Below are 18,394 nucleotides of genomic sequence, written 5' to 3'. Positions count from 1 at the left end.
GATGACGCTGTCACGGGCCATGGTATCGCGGCCGGTGATGGTGCGGGCCGCGCGCGCTTTTCCGTCGCTCGCCGCGCCCTCGGGCGTGATGCTGGGCGTGGCCTGCGCGCTGGGCCATCCGGGCACGGCGCTGGCACAGACCAGCGTGCTGGGCCGCCTCGCCTCGACCGCGCCGGGGTTCAACACGCTGATCGAGCCGGTGCTCGCGCCCGATTACATGCGCGACCACAACATTGGCGTGCTCGATGAAGAGCATCCCGATTACGATGCGGTGGGCGCGGCGATCGGCTCTTTCACCCTGAAACCTCAGGTGACCCTGGGCGTGGTGGGGGATAACAACGTCTTCCTCACCGACATCGCTCACAAGGGTGACGTCAGTGCGGTGCTCAAGCCCGGTTTTTTGCTGGCATCGGACTGGTCGCGCCACTCGCTGCAGTTGCAGGGCAACGCCGATCTGCGGCGCTATGCCAGCCAGACCGTGGCCAATCAGAATGCGTGGGACATTTTCCCCTCGGGCGAGATGAATCTGGGCCGGAATTTCGTGCTGCATGCCGAAGGCCGTGTCGGCAATTACGGCGAAAGCCCCTACAGCAGCGACCAGAATCCCGAGGCGCAGGTGCTCTCGCGCTTTTTCCGCACCGGCGAACTGCTCAAGGGCACCTACACGCGCGGACGGGTCCGGCTGACCGGCGCCTATGACCATTCGGCCTATTCCTATGCCACGCTGCGCTACCCCGACGGGCGGACCGCCGACCAGCGCTATCGCAACCGCAACATCGATCGCGTGTCCGGCCAGGTCGAGGTGGCGCTCTCGCCCAGCCTCGCGCTTTATTCGGCGGTCTCGGCGGACAAGATTTCCTATCCGGTGGTGCAGGCCGGCAGCGTGTCGCAAAACTCTTCGGGGCAGCAGATCCTGGCCGGGGTCAGCTTCGATCTGGCCGGGGTGATGCGCGGCATGATCGGCGCGGGCTTTACCCATCGCGACTATCAGGCGGCGGCCCAGCCCACGGTCAGTGCCTTTTCGGCGCAGGCACGGGTGGATTTCTTCCCCCTCAAGCGCACCACCGTCACCTTTACGGGGCAGCGGCTGGTGCAGGATTCGACGCTGGGCTCCGCGCCCTATATCGACAGCCGCGTCACCGCCGAGGTCGACCAGTCGCTGCGCCAGAACCTGATCGCCAGCCTGGAAGTCATGGCGGTGGACCAGAGCTATATCGCCTCTTCGGCCAGCCGCACCTCCAAGCAGGCCCATGCCACGCTGCGCTATCAGGCGTCGCGCTGGCTGGGGTTCCAGGCCGAGACGATCTACCGCACCTCCAAGGTGAACAGCCTGGCGGTGGGCGCGGGCTACAGCGACATCACGATGGGTTTGTCGATGACGGTGAGGCGCTGATGGGCCCCCGTTCCGATCATTTCCGTCTCGATCATTCAACCGGGCATGCAGGTCTTTCCCAAGGGCAAGGGTTCAAATCATGAAAGTCTCGACAGCCTCCTATGAAGCCCGCCTGGCGGATGTGATCGCCAAGGGAAAAGACGTGCTGCAGCGGCGCTGGAAGATGCTGCTGGCGGTGACGCTGCTGGTGACGGCGCTGGGCGTGGGGGCGACCTTCCTGCTCAAGCCTTATTATCAGGGCATTGCCCGCCTGCAGATCGATCCCAAGCAGAACCCGCTGAACCACACCAACAATGATGCCCAGGCGCAGCTCGGCAGCGAGGCGATCGAGACCGAAGTGTCGGTGATCAACTCGCTGGACACCGCGCGGCAGGTGGTGCGCCGGCTGAAGCTGGATCAGGACCCGGAATTCTTCAAACCCGCCCCCAGCGGCCCGCCGCTGACGGCTGACCAGAAGCTGGACGCCGCGGCCACCCAGCTCTCGCAGGTCACCGATGTGGCGCGCGAGAAGCTGACCTACATCATCGCCATCAAGGTCGCTTCGCTCAATGCCGACAAGGCCGCGAAGATCGCCAATGAATACACCTCGGCCTATATGGACGGCAAGGTGGGCATCGATATCGGCACCGCTGCGCGTCAGGCCGCCTTCTTCGACCAGCAATTGACCAAGATGGGCGACGATGCGCGTCAGGCCGACGAGAAGATCGCCAAGTTCGAGGCCGATAATGGCATCGTGCGCAGCAACAACAAGGATGGCGAAACCATCACCGACCAGCAGATTGCCCCGCTGGCGATGCAGTTGGCCACCTCCGAGGCGCTGTCGGCCGAGATGCGCGCCAAGCATGTTGCGGCGCAGCGTCAGCTTTCCGCGGGCAAGCTGGACGCCATCACCGAGGTTCGCAATTCGGTGACCATCCAGGATCTGCGTCGCCAGCGCGCCCTGCAGGTGCAGACGCTGACCGACATGGCGAACCGTTATGGTCCGCGCTATCCCGATTACATCAAGGCCAGCAAGCAGTTGGCCGACATCGACCAGCAGTTGCAGCAGGAAGAGATCCGCGTGGTGCAGTCGCTGCGCGCCGATGCCGACGCCGCCGACGCCCAGGCCGGCAGCCTGCGCGGCAGCATGGCCCAGTTGCAGGCCAAGCAGACCGCCGACGCCCGCGCCTCGGTGACGCTGGCCAGCCTGCAGCGCGACGCCGACAGCAAGCACGCCGCCTATGACCGTATGGCCGCCACCACCATGGATGCCCGCCAGGCGGCGCAGAACTCCATGGCGCAGGCGCGCGTTATCGATGTCGCCAAGGTGCCCATGAAGCCCTATTGGCCGCGCCGCGACCTGATGGTGCTGGTTTCGCTGGTGCTGGGTCTGGGCATTGGCGTGGGCGTGATCACCGCTCAGGAACTGATGGTCACGGGCATGATGACGGTGGCGCAGGTGGAGGATGAGCTGGGTCTGCCGCTCATCACCGCCATCCCGCTGCTGCGCGGCAACGACATGCCCGCCGACATGCTGATGGACAAGCCGACCTCGCAATTCGCCGAGGCTCTGCGCAACGCCCGCGCCACGCTGATGGGCGTGAAGGGCGAGCTGCAGCCCAAGATCATCGCCATGACCTCCTCGCTGCCCAGCGAGGGCAAGACCACCACGGCGCTGGCTCTGGCCCGCACCATGGCGCTCAACGGTCAGCGCACGATCATCGTCGACGTCGACGTCCGCCGCGCCCAGATGCGCAACATCATCGACGCCGATGTCTCGGGCCCCGGCACGGTCGAGCTGCTGCGCGGCGAGACCACGCTGGACGAGGCGATCCAGCCCACCCGTCTGGAGCTGCTGCATTCCATCGCGGTGCAGAAGCCCTATTTCACCTCGGACAATCTGTTCGGCACCCAGGCCATCCACGACATTCTCGAAGGTCTGTCGGCGCGTTACGACGTGGTCATCCTCGACCTTCCGCCGCTGGTGGGTCTGGCCGACGGCCGCTTCCTGGCCGCGCTGGCCGATGCCACCGTGCTGGCCATCCGCTGGAGCTACACGCCGATGAATGCGGTCAGCTCGGCGGTGGGCTGGCTGCGGGCCGATGGCACCAATCTGGTGGGCGCGCTCTACACCATGGTCGACCAGAAGTCGCAGGCCTATAACTCCTATTATTACTATTCCAACAAATACACCGACTACTACGAAGGCCCCGCAACCAAGGGCTGACCGGCAGGATCAGGGCGGGGAACGGCTGTTCCTCGCCCTTTTTCCTTGCTACGCGCGCCATGCGCCTCATGCGGCGGGGCGCTGATCGCAACCATGGTTGGAAGGGGCGGTCTCTTCGCGTTATTGTTGTCGCATCGTTTTTGCAAAAAACCGGTTCCCACTTTTTTGCACGATGCTCTGAAAGGATAATCGGTGCATCATGGCTGACACGAAACCGGCGCTGAACCTTTTCGAGCAGTTCGGGCAGACCGAGGCGGAGGAGTCGTTCGACCTCGTCGCCTGGTTCAAGCAGGATCTGCGCTGGCGCACGATCAGCCTGTGCTTCTTCATGCTGGTGCAGCTGGGGCCCTTTATCGCCCTCGTGACCTCGGGCGGCGCGGATGAGGGCAGTATCTTCCGCCAGTTGGGCTATGTGGCCTTGCTGGGCTGGGCCCTCTGGGCGGCGGCGCCCTGGCAGAACGGCACGCGTACCGTGATGCTGCCGGTGCCGCTGATCGTGGCGCTGGCCTGGTTCCTGCTCAGCCTGACATGGTCGGCGGTGCCCGGCATCGGCCTGCGCCGCCTGATTCTGACCGTCAGCGTGGTGTGGTCTGCGGTCATCATCGTGCGCAACACCGGCTATCGCATGACGATGGACAATCTGCGGCTCGCGCTCAGCGTCGGGCTGGTGCTCAACATCATCACCGTTTTCGTCGCGCCCTCGATCGGCATCCACTCGCTTGAGGCGGATCGCGGCTGGTCCTCCGATCAGGTGATCGGAAGCTGGCGCGGCATCATGACCGACAAGAATCTGGCCGGCGCGGCAACCGCGATCTGTTTTCTGGCCTTCTTCTTCGATGCCAAGCAGATCAGGCTGCCGTTTCGCCTGGGCGTCCTGCTGCTTTCCGCGCTGTTCCTCTACAAGACCCATTCCAAGACCTCGATCGGTCTGGTCGGGGTGGGCTGCGTGCTGGGGCTGGCCTATGAGCGGGTCAGCTATCGCTTGCGGATGTATCTCATCCCGGCGGGGCTGGTGATCGCCAGCGCAGCCTCGATGGCGCTGCGCGGGTTGAAGGGTGACACGGGGGGTGAGGGCGTGAGCGCCAGCGCCTTCACCGGGCGCGGCAGCATCTGGCAGATGCTGTTCCATTATGCGCAGGACCATCTGTGGACCGGCGCGGGCTTCGGCTCCTTCTGGAACGTGGGCGATGAGAGCCCGGTGTACAAATATGGCCAGGGCTTCTCCACCCTCGTGGCGGTGGGGCACAATGGCTATCTCGATCTGCTGGTGACGGTGGGGCTGCCCGGCCTGATGCTGGCGGTGATCGCGGTGTTCATCTGGCCGATGATGCGCATGCTGACCACCCACAGCCTGCGTCCGGCCAAGGGCGGTTTGATCTGCGCGCTGCTGGTCTTTTGCATCGGCCATAATTTCACCGAGAGCAGCCTGCTCGACCGCGACGCGCTGACCGGCATGGTGGCGATTCTGGTGGTCGGCTTCATCCTGTATGCGACGCAGGGCCGGGGTTCCTCCTCGCGCTCGCGCAAGCGCAGCCGCAAGCAGAGCGAGGCGGGTGACGAATTGCTTCAGACGATGAAAACGCGCCGGCGGTCACGAAACAGGGCATAACGCCCCCCGGCGTTCTTTCGCCCATATGGACGCGGCGCGGCGCTTGCGTTTAGAGGCGGCCGCCAGACATGACCGCAAGCAAAGACAGGAGGCCTCGTGGACAAGACCATCACCCTGAAGCTCACCGAGGATGAAGCTGAAATCATCATCGACGCGCTCGAAGAGGATATGCAGGGCTACGTCGATTCCGCCAAGGAAGCGCGCGGCAACAACAACCGCGAGGATGTGAAGACCTTCGACGAGGCCGCACAGCGCATCAACAGCCTGATCGAGCGCATCCGCACGCTGATCGACTGAAGGCAGGCAGCATGGCGGGGCGGGAGAATATCCCGCCCCCGGCTCCTGCTGCCTTTCCCGTCCCATGACCCCGGACGGACAGGAAGGCGTAAAGGCGGGCCGAACGGATTGATCCTGCAGGCACGCAGGCTTGCCGCGGCCCCTTTTCGACAGTATCGCAGCACCCGCGCCGGGTTGTTCTTGCCGTTTGGAACGCTGCGGAACTTACCGGGCAAGATCTCACGCAGCATCGCGAATGCCGGGCCATGTGCTTGCCGCATCCGTGGTCTTTTCGTTTCCATCGCATGATTTGGGTCTGAAGCGTCATGAAGGGACTGGCATATATCGATCGCGGCGCGGTGCTGTTCGTCGGCATCGCGGTCGGAGCGGTGTTGCTCTATTCCTTCCAGCATGACGGCAAGGTGCTCGAACCCCTGTTCGTGAGCGGCAATGCCCCGCTGGCCAGCCCGGCCGTGGCGGCGGCGGTGCCGGGCCCCGGCGTGCCCCAGCAGGCAGCGAACCCGGCGACGCCCGCGAACCCTGCGAACCCCGCCAGCATCCCGGCGGCCAATCCGGCCCGATGCACCGATGATTTCCCCCGCTCGCCCCGCGTGATGGCGGCTTTGCGTGAGAACCGCCCGCTGCGCATCGGCGTGCTGGGCGACAGTTTCGGTGATGGCATCTGGGCCGTCACCAACCAGAATTTCCTCGGCAAGAAGAACTTCGCCGTCTCGAAATGGTCGAAGGAGGGGATCGGCTTCACTCGCTATCGCAGCCTCAATCTGCTCGATGACGCGAAGGCCCGCTTTGCCGATCAGCCGATCGACATCGCCATCATCGACTTCGGCGCCAATGACACGCAGGGCGTGTGGGACGGCGGCCATGGCTCGGCCTATATGGCGCCGGGCTGGCAGAAGGTGATCGGCGGCCGGGCCGAGGCGCTGGTCAGCTATCTGCAGGGCGAGGGTGTGGCCGTGGCCTGGATCGGCCTGCCGCGTATGCGCAAGCCTGACTATGACAGTCAGGTTCAGGCAATGAATGGCTTTTATAAGGGCCTGATGTGCCGCCTGCATGTGCCCTTCACCGACCCGGTGAAGAACAGCGAGGACAAGGATCATCACTTCTCCAAGGAGCTGATCGATCCGGCCACCAACAAGAGCTACAACGCGCGGGCTGAGGACGGAATCCATATGACCTTCCATGGCTACAGCGTCATCGCCCGGCCGGTGTGGCAACGCATCGAGGCGCTTGCCGCCCAATCCGGCGTTGCCCAATCCGGTGCCGTTCCGTCCGGCGCTGTTCAGTCCGGTAAGGCGAAATGAGGGTGCGGCGCGGCATGCACAAACTCTCGCGCGAAGATATGGGCCACCGCACGCTGGCACAGCGGCTGGCCGCAAGGCGCGGGCTGCGCCATCTGCTGCTGACCCCCGCCGCCATGCTGTTGGGCACCTGCGTCTATGGGCAGACGATCTACAACCTGCCGCCGGGCACCTATGCCTCGCCGGTGGTCCAGCCGCTGCCCGCCACCCCGGCGGCGCCGGTCGCGACGATCAGGCCGATGCAGGGGCAGTTGCGCAACCCTGCCGCCATCGCCTCCTTTCTGGTCAAGCTGCCCTTTGCCACCGGCTCGGTGCCGCCGCTCTCCATCGTGCAGATCGGTGACAGCCATACGGCGGGCGACATGCTCACCAATGGCTGGCGCCAGCGCTGGCAGGCCGAATATGGCGCGGGCGGACGCGGGGCTCAGGCGGTGGGGCGGCCCTATCCGGGTTATCTGAGCTGGGGCGTCACCGCGCGGCAGAGCCCGGAGTGGAGCGTGAATGCGCTCTTCGGGCGCCAGCGCACCGGTGACACGCCGCTGCTGGGCATGGCGGGTTTCACCCAGACGGCGCAGCATGCCGGCGCCTCGCTGAGCCTGAGCGCGGACAGCGTGGCCTATCAGTTCGATCATTTCAGCCTCTGCGGCCTGACCGGCCCCGACAAGGGCGTGGTCCATGTCGCCATGAGCGGCACCGAGCGCGACTGGTCCTTTGCCGCCGCCACACCGGGCGCCGCCTGTTTCGACCTGACGACGCCCTTGCCGGTGCCAGGCGTGACGGTGACGACGGTGGACGACCGCCCGGTCAGCCTCACCTCATGGGAGAGCCGGCATCAGGCGGGCGGCATCACCCTGGCCAATCTGGGCGTGGTGGGCGCGCGGCTGCTCCATTTCACCCGCAATGACGACAAGGTGCTGGGGGTGGAGCTGCGCCATGCCCATCCCGATCTGGTGGTCATCGCCTTTGGCACCAATGAGGGTTTCGATCCGGGTCTGAAGCTGGATGAGGCCGAGACGACCATGCGCAGCCAGATCACGCGCATCCGCGGCCTGCTGGGCCGCAATGTGCCGATCCTGCTGCTGGGCCCGCCCGATGCCGCCAGCACGCGCGCCGATGTGGCTTTGCCGGGGATGAGCGACACCGCGACCTGCGGCAATGGCTGGATGGTGCCGGGCAATCTGGCGCGGATCAGGGCGATGCAGATCCGGTTGGCGCAGGAGATGAACCTGGCCTTCTGGGACTGGCAGGGCGCGATGGGCGGACGCTGCACCACCATGAACTGGGTGGAGCAGGGGCTGCAGCGCGGCGACCATGTCCATTTCACCGCCGAGGGTGGCAAAAGGCTGGGTGAGGCGCTGGCCGCCGATCTCGACCGCGCGCGGCTCGATCTGACGAAGTAAGCCCGCCCCATGCTGTTTCCCACGCTGGTCTTCCATGGCTTCTTCATCATCGTCTTTGCCCTCAACTGGCTGATGCGCCGGGCGGGGGACTGGCGGCAGATCATGCTGCTGGTCGCCTCGTGGATTTTCTATGGCTGGTTCGATTCGCGCTTCGTGCTGCTGCTGCTGGGCAGCGCCTTCCTCAACTGGGGCGCGGCGCGGCTGATTCTGGCCGATCCGGCACGCGGCAAGGCCTGGCTGAGCGCGGGCGTTGTCGCCAATCTGCTGATTCTGGGCTTCTTCAAATATTACGGCTTCTTCACCCATGAGGTGAATGCCGCGTTCGACAGTCTGGGGTGGAACGCCAGCCTGCCGGTGGTGGATGTGATCCTGCCGGTGGGCGTGTCCTTCTTCACCTTTCAGGGCATCAGCTATGTGGTGGATGTCTACAAGGGGCGCAGCGAGCCCGCGCGCCTGCTCGAACTGACGGTGCTGATGAGCTTCTTCCCGCATCTGGTGGCGGGGCCCATCGTGCGGCCAGGCCATCTGCTGCCGCAATTGCGCGAGACGCCCTGGCTGAGCCGGGGCGCGGCCTCGACCAGCCTGGTGCTGATCGGCTGGGGTCTGGTGAAAAAGGCGGTGATCGCCAATGAGCTGGGCATGCAACTGGTCGATCCGGTGTTCAGCGATCCTTCCAGCCATTCCGCCCTCGATCTGGTGATTGCCTCCTATGGCTATGCCATCCAGATCTACTGCGATTTCTCGGCCTACAGCGATATGGCGATCGGCTTTGCGGGGCTGCTGGGCTTCCGCTTCCCGCGCAATTTCGACCAGCCCTATCGCGCCGCCACGCTTCAGGATTTCTGGCGGCGCTGGCATCTGAGCCTCTCGTTCTGGCTGCGCGACTATCTCTACATCGGCGTGTTCGGCGGATCGCGTCAGGCGCTGTGGCGCACCTGCCTTGCCCTGTTCGGCACGATGGTGCTGGGCGGGCTGTGGCATGGCGCCAGCATCAATTTCGTGATCTGGGGCGCGCTGCACGGCGGCATGCTGGTGGCCGAGCGCCTGTGGCAGCAGTTCCGCCCCGAGGGCTGGCCGCGCCTGCCCGCATGGGCCGGGTGGTTCGTGACCTTCCATATGGTGACGCTGGCGTGGATCTTCTTCCGCATGCCCCAGTTTCAGGATGCGACGGCGCTGATCGGGCGCATCGCCACCTGGCAGCCGGGCGCGCTGATCGCCTCGCCATGGACTGTCGGGATGATCGTGCTGGGCATGGCCTGCCAGTTCGGGCCGCCCGACGCGATCCAGCGGTTGGGGCGGCGGTTGCAGGTTCTGCCCTTCTGGGCGGTGGGTCTGGTCGGCACGCTGCTGCTGCTGCTGGTCGAGGGTCTGCGTGGTGCCGGTGTGGCGCCCTTTATCTATTTCCAGTTCTAGGGATGGTGCAATGAGCCAAGGATTGCCCTGGGGAGCCTCCCCCATCGATCTGCCCGAGGAAGAGCCCGGCGAGGTGAAATTCCTGACGCCCGAGGAAGCAGCCGAACTGGAAGAGCTTGAGCCCGAGCATGACGCCGATATGGGCCCGCATGAGCGCAGCCACGTCTGGCAGGTGCCGGGGGTGAGGGCTGGGCTTGGCTGGGTCTCCGGCGCGGTGGTGGTGAGCACGCTGGCCCTGCTGGGGCTCAATTCGCATGCTCTGGCCAATTGGGCCGATCAACTGCCCGTGGCGTCGGTGACGGCGCCCGTGGTGAACGCCGCCGACGGTTGGCACGATGCTGCGGGGCCGCTGGGCCTCAACGCCGTGGTCGATGCTGTGGAGGGGGCGGCCAAGGCCATGCGCAAGGCGCCATGGCCCGGCCAGAAGAAGCCAGGCGGGGATTCTGAAACCCCCGAACCCGAATAGTGGTTTAGCGCGTTTTCGGACGTCACCGGGTGTTTCACCCGGCTTGAAAACGCTCAGCGATAGAAGATGTGGTCGTCGATCTGGGCGACCTGGGTGCGACCATGCATCGGATGGCCGACGGTGTGGAAGAACATCGCGCCGGGGACGACCTCTTCGCCTTCACCCTTCAGGGTCTGCGTGGCGATGACCACCGCGTCGTGCCAGACTTCGCTGGTGCGGGCGGGGTTGTAACGGTCGACGTTGAAGAACTGACCGGGCTGCTTCACGGTTTCGCAGGCCTGGGTGCCGGCGGCCTTCATGCGGGTGCGGATGACCTGGGCGACGGCGATCTGGCCGCGGCGCACCTGGTTGCCGGCTTCGTGAACGATGACCTTGGCCACGCATTCGACCTGACGCATGTTCGGGCCGTCTTCGGCCGAAATGGTGTCGATGGGGGCGAGGGGGCTGACGGCAGCCGCAGCGGGCTGATCACTGTCAGACTGGACTTGAGCGGAAGAAGGTTCCGTCTGCTGTCCTGCGGCATGAGCCACTGAATTGGCCGGTATGAAGCCCGTCAGAAGGGCAATCGCCGGCAGGGCGAACATGGCGCGGGATACAGTAAGAGACTTCATTCCATCTTGTCACAGGGGCGCGGGGTCACCCTGCACACGCGGAAACGCAAACATGCGCGTGCAGACTTCACTCACGTCTCGCTTTGAACCGGCGGGGTCGGACGACCTTGCCATGTGCTTGGCTATGCCGGGCATCTGGCGGCAATCCGCCGATGAGTCAACCGCGATAAGCCCAAACGAGGCTGGGCCAAGGGGACCGGTGGAACCTTATTGGCCCGGCGCAAAGGCGAATCGCGGGGCGTCGAGAGGGCCGTTGGAAGGGCCACCAGATCGGTTCAAGCTGAATCAAGGATTTGGGAAGCAAGCATCGCTTTGCGCGGTGAGAATCACCGCGGGTTCGAAGCATGGTCCATGTCTGGCGGGGGTTCCCCCTTGGGGGAGTGTCTCAATGTTGAGATGATGGTGCCCAGGAGAGGACTCGAACCTCCACGCCCTTGCGAGCGCTAGCACCTGAAGCTAGTGCGTCTACCAATTCCGCCACCTGGGCAACCTGTTTGGCTTGGGGCGTTTCCGCGTCCGCGCCGGGTAGGAGGGCGCCTCTACGGGTGAAGCGTGAGCATGTCAACGCGAAAAATGCGCCGCGCATGCGCGCTGGCATCGCAGGTAAGTCGTCTGATTTCAGGGATTTGTTTCCCCCTTGGGGGAATGTCTCAACGTTGAGATGATGGTGCCCAGGAGAGGACTCGAACCTCCACGCCCTTGCGAGCGCTAGCACCTGAAGCTAGTGCGTCTACCAATTCCGCCACCTGGGCAACCTGTTTGGCAAAGGTCACGTTTCCGTGTCCCCGCCGGGTAGGAGGGCGCCTCTAAGGGGGATGCGCAGAGGTGTCAACGCGAAAACATGGTGATGTGAAAAGTTTTTGACAGTTTGGAGGAAAAGGTCGGGAAACAGGGAAAAGGAAGGTGCGAGGGGGGAGTCTTTGTGGATCGCATGTCTCAAGAGACATGCTCCGGGCCCTCGCGCTCCCATGACGTCTTCCGACGCAAGGGAAGTGGTACCGCATCGGCCCGCTGAGGCTCTCCACCAGCGCAACGAAAAGGCGCCGCAGGCAAGAAGCTCGGCGCCTTACACTGGCCTGCAATTCAAAGCCTGCGGCGCTGCAAGCCGGGCGCAAGGCCGAACCCGGGGCGCGACGTAGACATTAACGGGACCGCGAGGGTGTAACACCCTCGCATTTATCCCTTCTTCAAACCTTCAGGCATTCACATCCGCATAATGCGAAGGCGGCTGGATCACCTCCATCCGCTCGGCGAGCAGGGGCCGGAAGGATGGCCGCGACTTGAACACCGAGTACCACGCCCGTGCCTGCTCATGGCCCGACCAGTCCAGCCCGCCCAGATAGTCCGCCACGGAGATCTGCGCCGCGGCGGCAAGGTCAGCCAGACTCATCGTGGGGCCCGCTAGCCAGGGGCGGTGATCGACAAGGTAGTCGATATAATAGAGATGCTCATGCGCCAGCTTCATGGCCTCGCGCAGCATCCGTGAATCGGGCGACTGGCGATAGACCAGCCGTTTCATCATGCGCTCGTGGATCAGCGGCCCGGTGACATCGGCATAGAAGTTCTCGTCGAACAGCGCGACCAGACGGCGAATCTCCGCGCGGGTGGTGGCGGTGCCGCTGATCATCGGCAGGCGGTCGACCGTTTCCTCCAGATATTCGCAGATGGCGCGGCTGTCGCAGAGGGTGATGCCTTTTTCCGCATCATGCATGGTGGGGGTGCGCGCGGCGTGATTCATCTGCGTGAAGCCCTCGCGCCGCTCCCACGGGTTTTCGCGCCAGAGTTCGTAGGCAATACCCTTTTCGCTCATCAGCAGGCGGACCTTGCGGGAAAAGGGGCACAGGGGAAATTGGTAAAGCTGCCACATGGCCTTGTTCCTTGCGCCTTGGCGCGGGTCGCGTCCACCCGGCGCGGCGGGCGCGCACGGGCTTAGGGGTGGAAAACTGCGATTTGGCGGCTTGCGGCGAAAAGAGCCTGCGTCAGTCGCTGTCGATTTTGCGATAGATGGCGGCGATGTCCTCGGGCGGGTCGACATAGCCGGGGGCCAGCGGGCGGCCCAGTTGCAGCGACCAGCGGCCGATCCAGTCCAGCCCCTTGGGATTGGCATAGGTCTCGGGCGTCTTGTAGGCCGGGTCGCGCATGGCCTTGGCCAGCGGCACGGTGCGCAGCCCGGCGCGGCGATAGATCGCCACCAGATCGCCGATCGTGTCGGCATTGAGGCGCGAGGCATGGAGCAGCGCCACCAGCGGAATATCGCGCCCGAACACCGATTGCGCGCTGGCGCGATACCATTTCACCATGGTGGTGGTGTAGGTCAGATAGGACTGGCGGATATGGTTGGCTTCGGCGGTGTCATGGCGGGCGAGGGCATCGTCATAGGTTTCCGAAAAGACCCAGTCCTGACTGACCAGCGTGATCGGCGCGACGCGATAGCGGTGGTCGGCGAGGAACTGGTTGACCTTGTTGACGTCCGCAAGGGTCGATCCGGTTTCCAGATAGGGATGGCGGAACCAGAGCGGCGTTTTGGGCGGGCAGCGGGTCAGGCTGCAGAGCAGGGTCTGCCCTTTGAGAATATCGGCGTTGTAATCGTCGACGGGGATGCGGCTGGGCGATTCATGGCTGTAGGTGTGGTTGCCCAGCGTGAAACCGGCATGCACCCACAGCGAGAGCGCGCGGCGCATGCGGCGCTCGTCGAGATCCTCCAGCTTGCCCGCGACGATAAAGCCGGTGGCGGGCACGCGGTGGCGTTTCAGCCCATCGACAAGCTGGCGGTTGAAATGGGCGATATAATTGCTGTCGTCGCTCAGCATGATGCCGGGCAGGTCGTCGAAGGTGAGGGCAATCTGGCCGGGATGGGGCGCGGCCTGCGCCTGTGAGGCGAGGGTCAGGGTGAGGGCGGCAAACAGGAAGCAGGAGAACGTGGAGCGCAAAGACATCGTGGGCAGGAAACCGCATCTGGATTGGAGTGGATGAGACTGTATCGCATGGGGCCGGCCGATACAGTGGTAATTCTCGCAGATGCAGCAAAAGGCGCGTGCTGTGGCCCCGGTGCCACCCCGATCCGTGCCGGTCCTTCAGGCGGTGATCGCCGCCGGAATGGCGCCCAGCAGATCAACGGCATCGCGTGGCGCCAGGCGCACCTGCAGCCCGCGCTGGCCGCCATTGATATAGACATGGGGCTGCTTCAGCGCGTCGGCCTCGATGGCGACGGGCACGCGCTTCATCTGGCCGAAGGGGCTGATCCCGCCGACCTTGTAGCCCGAAATCCGCTCCGCATCGGCGGGTTTCATCATCTGCGCCGATTTGCCGCCCAGCGCGGCGGCGAGCTTCTTCATCGCCACCTCGCGGTCGGAGGGGACGATGGCGCAGGCCGGTTTGCCGTCGAGCAGCAGCATCAGCGTTTTCAGCACCCGTCCCGGTTCTTCACCCAGAGCGGCAGCGGCGGCCAGACCGATGGAGTCCGCATCGGCGTCATAATCATAGCTGTGGGTGGTGAAGGCGATGCCTGCCTTGCTCAGGGCCATGGTGGCGCGGGTGGACTTGGACATGACAGACTTTCCGGAAGCGAAACGGCGAAGATCATCGGCAGGGCGAAGGCTTGGGCAGGCTGATACGATCTACAAAAATGTATCGTCAGCGCGACAGCTTATTTCGAAAATTCATATATCTTATCTATTATTCGGATTGATATCGGAAAATCCGGGGCTAGGCCCTGTTTTTCGCGGCTACGCTGTTCGGGCACCGCCTCTTTCGCAGGCGCGGCATCGTGCTATGTAACCTGCGGACAATGCATGTTAGTGGAGATTTCCATGCGGTCGATCAAATTGCTGTTGAGTGGCCTGGTTCTGGCCGGGGCTGTTGCGGTGCATGCCGCCACGCCTGATGATGCGGTCAATGCCCGCAAGCAGAATTTCAAGCAGATCGGCGGCGCTGCCAAGGCCGTTGGCGACACGCTCAAGACCCCGGCCCCCGATCTGGCGACCATCAAGAAGAGCGCGGCGACCATCGCCGGGCTGGCTCCCAAGGTTCCCGGCTGGTTCCCCGCCGGCACCGGCCCCGACAAGGTGAGCGTCAAGACCGGCGCCAAGGCCGAAATCTGGAGCGACAACGCCGGTTTCAAGCTGGCCGCCGCCAATTTCGCCAAGGCCGCCGGTGAGTTCAAGGTTGCCGCGGATTCGGGCAATCTCGATGCGATCAAGGCCAAGATGGGCGCGCTGGGCGGCACCTGCAAAGGCTGCCACGAAAAGTATCGCAACAAGGACTCGTAAGAGCCGTCTGGAACATGCGCGAAAGCGCATGTTCAGAGCGGCACCAGCCCTCTCCCCCGCCCGGCCACCCTTGGAATACTGCCGTTGGGTGGCCGGGCGGGGGAGAGGGCTGGTGCCGCAAAATCCGGCTCTTTCGCCGGATTTTCAAACAGACTCCTAAAAAACCAACGATCAGGGCCGCTGCATGACCGGGACTCAGACCACCATCCGCCTGTGGGACTTGCCTTTGCGCCTGTTCCACTGGGGCGTCGTTATCCTGATCCCGCTCATGTGGTGGACCTACAAGCAGGGCAATATGGAGCGCCATGCCACCTTCGGCCTGGCCCTGCTGTTTCTGGTGATCTTCCGCCTGATCTGGGGGCTGATCGGTAGCGAAACCTCGCGTTTCATCCATTTCGTGAAGGGGCCCTTCACGGTCTTCGGCTATCTGACCGGCAAGCACAACGGCAAGGTCGTCGGGCATAATCCGCTCGGCGCGCTCAGCGTGGTGGCGCTGCTGACGGTGCTGCTGGCGCAGATCGGGCTGGGCCTGTTCTCGCAGGACACCGATGCGCTGTTTTCCGGCCCGCTCAATCATTACATTCCGGCGGACAATCTCGATCTGGGCGATCAGGTGCATCACTGGCACAAGCTGGGCTTCAATGTGATTCTGGCGCTGGTCGGCGTGCATCTCGCCGCGATCCTGTTCTACACGCTGGTGAAGAAGGACCGGTTGGTGCCGCCGATGGTCACCGGCCGCAAGACCTATGACGAGCCTGTGGCCCAGCCTGACATCGCCCCGCTCTGGCGGCTGATTCCGGCGCTGGCGATTGCCGGGGCCGTCACCTGGTGGGTGGCGCATGGGGCCAATTGGCCGCCCTTTGGCTGAAGGCCGAAAAAGCGGTGGGGAAGCCCGGCTTTGCGGGCTTCAATAAACTCTACTGATCTTCTGGGAATTAGGCCTTGTGGGTTTGGCGGGCCTTCCTGTATCGCCAGCATGACGGCGCCGTGCTTGCGCCATCTGGCCGGAAAGGAGCACCCCCATGGCTCAGGATACACGCCCGCAGACCCCAGTGCCGCATGCCACCTTGCAGGACGAAGCCCGCGCCGGGCAGCCGCCGCTGGTGCTGACCGTGCCGGGGCTCCACAATTCCGGCCCCGGCCATTGGCAGACGCTGTGGGAGCAGCAGCGCCACGATTGCCACCGCGTGGAGCTGGGCATGTGGGACCAGCCGCATCGCAACACCTGGGTCAACCAGCTCAATCTGGCGATCCGCGCCGCTGGCCGACCTGTGGTGCTCGCCGCGCACAGCCTTGGCGTGATCGCCGTGGTGTGGTGGGCGCAGCTCGAGCGCGAGGCCGCGCAACTGGTCAAGGGCGCACTGCTGGTCGCTCCGCCCGAGGTCGATTTCTTCCCCCGCGACCCGCGTGTGGGCACTTTTGCGCCGGTGCCGACCGGTCCGCTGCCATTCCCCTCGATTCTGGCCGCCAGCCGCAACGATCCATGGATCGGCCTGCATGCCGCGCGCCGTCTGGGCAAGGGCTGGGGATCGCGTTTCGAGGATCTGGGCGAGGCGGGCCATCTCAACGCCGAATCCGGATTGGGCCTGTGGCCGCGCGGACAAATCTGGCTCGATGAGCTGATCGCCCGGCCTGTTGGCGCCTCTCTTGATGGCAGCCCTCTTGACGCGCCCGCCGCGCAGGGCGATTCCCGCTCCGATCCATCGATATCCCGCCTGCGTCCCTGATCGGAGAGACCCATGACGAAAGTGCAATCCGTCCTCGAAACCATCGGCAACACGCCGCATATCCGTCTGGCGCGCCTGTTTCCCGACCACGAGGTCTGGGTGAAGAGCGAGCGCACCAATCCGGGCGGCTCGATCAAGGACCGCATCGCGCTGGCGATGGTCGAGGCGGCGGAGGCTGATGGCATCCTCAAGCCCGGCGGCACGATCATCGAGCCGACCAGCGGCAACACCGGCATCGGCCTGGCGCTGGTGGCGGCGGTGAAGGGCTACAAGCTGATCCTCGTCATGCCCGAGAGCATGTCGATCGAGCGCCGCCGCGTGATGCTGGCCTATGGCGCCAGCTTCGATCTGACCCCGCGTGAAAAGGGCATGAAGGGCGCGCTGGAACGCGCTCAGGAACTGGCCGCCAGCATCGAGGGCGCGTGGATTCCCCAGCAGTTCGAAAATCCGGCCAATGTCGATGTGCATGTGAAGACCACGGCGCAGGAAGTGCTGGCCGATTTCGCCGATGCGCCTTTCGATGCGCTGATCTCGGGCGTGGGCACCGGCGGCCATCTGACCGGCACCGCGCAGGTGCTTAAAGGTGCATGGCCCGAGCTGAAAGCCTTTGCGGTGGAGCCCACCCTCTCGCCGGTGATCAGCGGCGGTCAGCCGGGGCCTCACCCCATTCAGGGCATTGGCGCGGGCTTTATTCCGGGCAATCTGCACACCGAACTGCTCGACGGCGTGATCCAGGTCGAGGCGGAAGACGCCAAGAACTGGGCCCGCAAGGCCGCCAGCGTGGAAGGCCTGCTGGTCGGCATTTCGAGCGGCGCGACGCTGGCCGCCATCGCCAAGAAGCTGCCCGAACTGCCCGCCGGCGCCAAGGTGCTGGGCTTCAACTATGACACGGGCGAGCGCTATCTCTCGGTGCCCGATTTCCTGCCCGAGCCCTGATCGATGATTCCGGAGCGGCGCGGGGCCGGACCCCGCGCCGCGCCATGATTGAACATTGCATCGCGCATCGTATGGCCTCGGCGGCTTGTCGCGGTGATATTCCATGCTAACATAAATCATGCCCTTGACCGATCTGATCGACCACAGCGCCGTGGCTGCCATCATCTGCGATGCGCGCGATCCGGATATGCCCATCATCTCCTGCAATTCGGCTTTCATCGCGCTGACGGGCTATCCGCGCGAGGAGGTGGTGGGGCGCAACTGCCGCTTTCTGCGCGGCCCCGACACCGATCCGGCGGTCTCGCGCCAGTTGCGTGAGGCGATCCGCGCGGGCCAGCCGATGATGGTGGAGATCCTCAATTACCGCAAGGATGGCACGCCGTTCCGCAATGCGGTGATGGTGGCGCCGATCTTCGATGCCGAGGGCAGGGTCGAGTATTTCCTGGGCAGTCAGGTCGATGTCACCGACCGCGGCACCGTGCCCGAGGTGCGCGAGAGCATGCGCGCCGCCGCGCAGGACATCATCGCGCGGCTCTCGCGCCGCCAGCACCAGATTCTGGTCGAGATGGCGGCAGGCAAGCTGAACAAGCAGATCGCCTGGGACCTCGACCTGTCGGAGCGCACCATCAAGATGCACCGCTCGGCCATGTTCCGCGCGCTGGGGGTCAAGACCAGCGCCGATGCCATCAGGCTGGCGGTGGAGGCGGGGCTTTAGAGCATCGCGCGGAAAAGTGGGCACCGGTTTTCCGCGAAAGCGATGTGACAACAAA

General features: G+C 64.6%; 17 protein-coding genes and 2 tRNA genes. 13 read left to right on the top strand and 6 right to left on the bottom strand.

Going from position 1 to position 18,394, the window contains the following annotated elements:
- Window position 1 precedes the first annotated feature (1 nt).
- The 8 genes from ABDW49_RS18965 to ABDW49_RS18930 all read left to right on the top strand — a co-directional run bounded on the left by ABDW49_RS18965 (window position 2) and on the right by ABDW49_RS18930 (window position 10,082).
- Window positions 2-1,393, top strand: a complete 1,392-nt coding sequence (locus ABDW49_RS18965; RefSeq protein WP_343613936.1) for an outer membrane beta-barrel protein — start codon at window positions 2-4, stop codon at window positions 1,391-1,393.
- A gap of 79 nt (window positions 1,394-1,472) precedes the next feature.
- Window positions 1,473-3,599: an AAA family ATPase gene (locus tag ABDW49_RS18960; protein ID WP_343613934.1), complete on the top strand. Its 2,127-nt coding sequence runs from the start codon at window positions 1,473-1,475 to the stop codon at window positions 3,597-3,599.
- A 199-nt stretch (window positions 3,600-3,798) separates the two neighbouring features.
- A complete protein-coding gene (locus ABDW49_RS18955) occupies window positions 3,799-5,208 on the top strand; it encodes an O-antigen ligase family protein (protein WP_343613932.1) in 1,410 nt (469 codons plus the stop codon).
- A gap of 96 nt (window positions 5,209-5,304) precedes the next feature.
- Entirely contained in the window at window positions 5,305-5,505 is a 201-nt protein-coding gene (locus ABDW49_RS18950; RefSeq protein WP_343613931.1) for a hypothetical protein, read from the top strand.
- Between the two features lie 305 nt (window positions 5,506-5,810).
- Window positions 5,811-6,806 carry a DUF459 domain-containing protein gene (locus ABDW49_RS18945; RefSeq protein ID WP_343613929.1) on the top strand — a complete coding sequence of 332 codons (996 nt, stop codon included), beginning with the start codon at window positions 5,811-5,813 and terminating at the stop codon, window positions 6,804-6,806.
- 14 nt (window positions 6,807-6,820) lie between these two features.
- On the top strand, window positions 6,821-8,203 hold the full coding sequence (locus ABDW49_RS18940) for a GDSL-type esterase/lipase family protein (RefSeq protein WP_343613927.1): 1,383 nt from the start codon (window positions 6,821-6,823) through the stop codon (window positions 8,201-8,203).
- 9 nt (window positions 8,204-8,212) lie between these two features.
- Complete coding sequence (locus tag ABDW49_RS18935) at window positions 8,213-9,616, top strand: MBOAT family O-acyltransferase (RefSeq protein ID WP_343613925.1); 1,404 nt, start codon at window positions 8,213-8,215, stop codon at window positions 9,614-9,616.
- A gap of 10 nt (window positions 9,617-9,626) precedes the next feature.
- Entirely contained in the window at window positions 9,627-10,082 is a 456-nt protein-coding gene (locus ABDW49_RS18930) for a hypothetical protein (protein WP_343613923.1), read from the top strand.
- Between the two features lie 53 nt (window positions 10,083-10,135).
- Here the strand turns inward: ABDW49_RS18930 and ABDW49_RS18925 are convergent, their stop codons facing one another.
- The 6 genes from ABDW49_RS18925 to ybaK form a co-directional block, all read right to left on the bottom strand.
- Window positions 10,136-10,666 (bottom strand): cell wall hydrolase, encoded by a 531-nt coding sequence (locus ABDW49_RS18925; protein WP_343613922.1) that lies wholly within the window; start codon window positions 10,664-10,666, stop codon window positions 10,136-10,138.
- Between the two features lie 427 nt (window positions 10,667-11,093).
- Window positions 11,094-11,180: transfer RNA gene (locus ABDW49_RS18920), tRNA-Leu, on the bottom strand.
- 178 nt (window positions 11,181-11,358) lie between these two features.
- Window positions 11,359-11,445: transfer RNA gene (locus tag ABDW49_RS18915), tRNA-Leu, on the bottom strand.
- Window positions 11,446-11,888: 443 nt separating this feature from the next.
- On the bottom strand, window positions 11,889-12,560 hold the full coding sequence (locus ABDW49_RS18910; RefSeq protein WP_343613921.1) for a glutathione S-transferase family protein: 672 nt from the start codon (window positions 12,558-12,560) through the stop codon (window positions 11,889-11,891).
- Between the two features lie 112 nt (window positions 12,561-12,672).
- Entirely contained in the window at window positions 12,673-13,629 is a 957-nt protein-coding gene (locus ABDW49_RS18905) for a polysaccharide deacetylase family protein (protein WP_343613919.1), read from the bottom strand.
- 138 nt (window positions 13,630-13,767) lie between these two features.
- The gene (gene ybaK, locus ABDW49_RS18900; protein ID WP_343613917.1) at window positions 13,768-14,241 is read right to left on the bottom strand and encodes a Cys-tRNA(Pro) deacylase; all 474 of its coding nucleotides are present in this window, start codon (window positions 14,239-14,241) and stop codon (window positions 13,768-13,770) included.
- 261 nt (window positions 14,242-14,502) lie between these two features.
- On the opposite strand from ybaK, the gene ABDW49_RS18895 reads away from it, so the two are divergent.
- The 5 genes from ABDW49_RS18895 to ABDW49_RS18875 all read left to right on the top strand — a co-directional run bounded on the left by ABDW49_RS18895 (window position 14,503) and on the right by ABDW49_RS18875 (window position 18,339).
- On the top strand, window positions 14,503-14,961 hold the full coding sequence (locus ABDW49_RS18895) for a cytochrome c (protein ID WP_343613915.1): 459 nt from the start codon (window positions 14,503-14,505) through the stop codon (window positions 14,959-14,961).
- 184 nt (window positions 14,962-15,145) lie between these two features.
- Entirely contained in the window at window positions 15,146-15,829 is a 684-nt protein-coding gene (locus tag ABDW49_RS18890; protein ID WP_343613913.1) for a cytochrome b/b6 domain-containing protein, read from the top strand.
- 154 nt (window positions 15,830-15,983) lie between these two features.
- On the top strand, window positions 15,984-16,688 hold the full coding sequence (locus tag ABDW49_RS18885; protein WP_343613911.1) for an alpha/beta hydrolase: 705 nt from the start codon (window positions 15,984-15,986) through the stop codon (window positions 16,686-16,688).
- A gap of 12 nt (window positions 16,689-16,700) precedes the next feature.
- Window positions 16,701-17,624: a cysteine synthase A gene (gene cysK, locus ABDW49_RS18880; protein ID WP_343613909.1), complete on the top strand. Its 924-nt coding sequence runs from the start codon at window positions 16,701-16,703 to the stop codon at window positions 17,622-17,624.
- 118 nt (window positions 17,625-17,742) lie between these two features.
- Window positions 17,743-18,339, top strand: coding sequence for a PAS domain-containing protein (locus ABDW49_RS18875; protein WP_343613907.1), 597 nt, complete (start codon window positions 17,743-17,745; stop codon window positions 18,337-18,339).
- Window positions 18,340-18,394: the final 55 nt, after the last annotated feature.

Source organism: Novosphingobium sp. (assembly GCF_039595395.1).
In the GTDB taxonomy this organism is placed as follows: domain Bacteria; phylum Pseudomonadota; class Alphaproteobacteria; order Sphingomonadales; family Sphingomonadaceae; genus Novosphingobium.
Note: the sequence above shows the minus strand (reverse complement) of the source record. Positions and strands in the feature narration are given on the sequence as shown.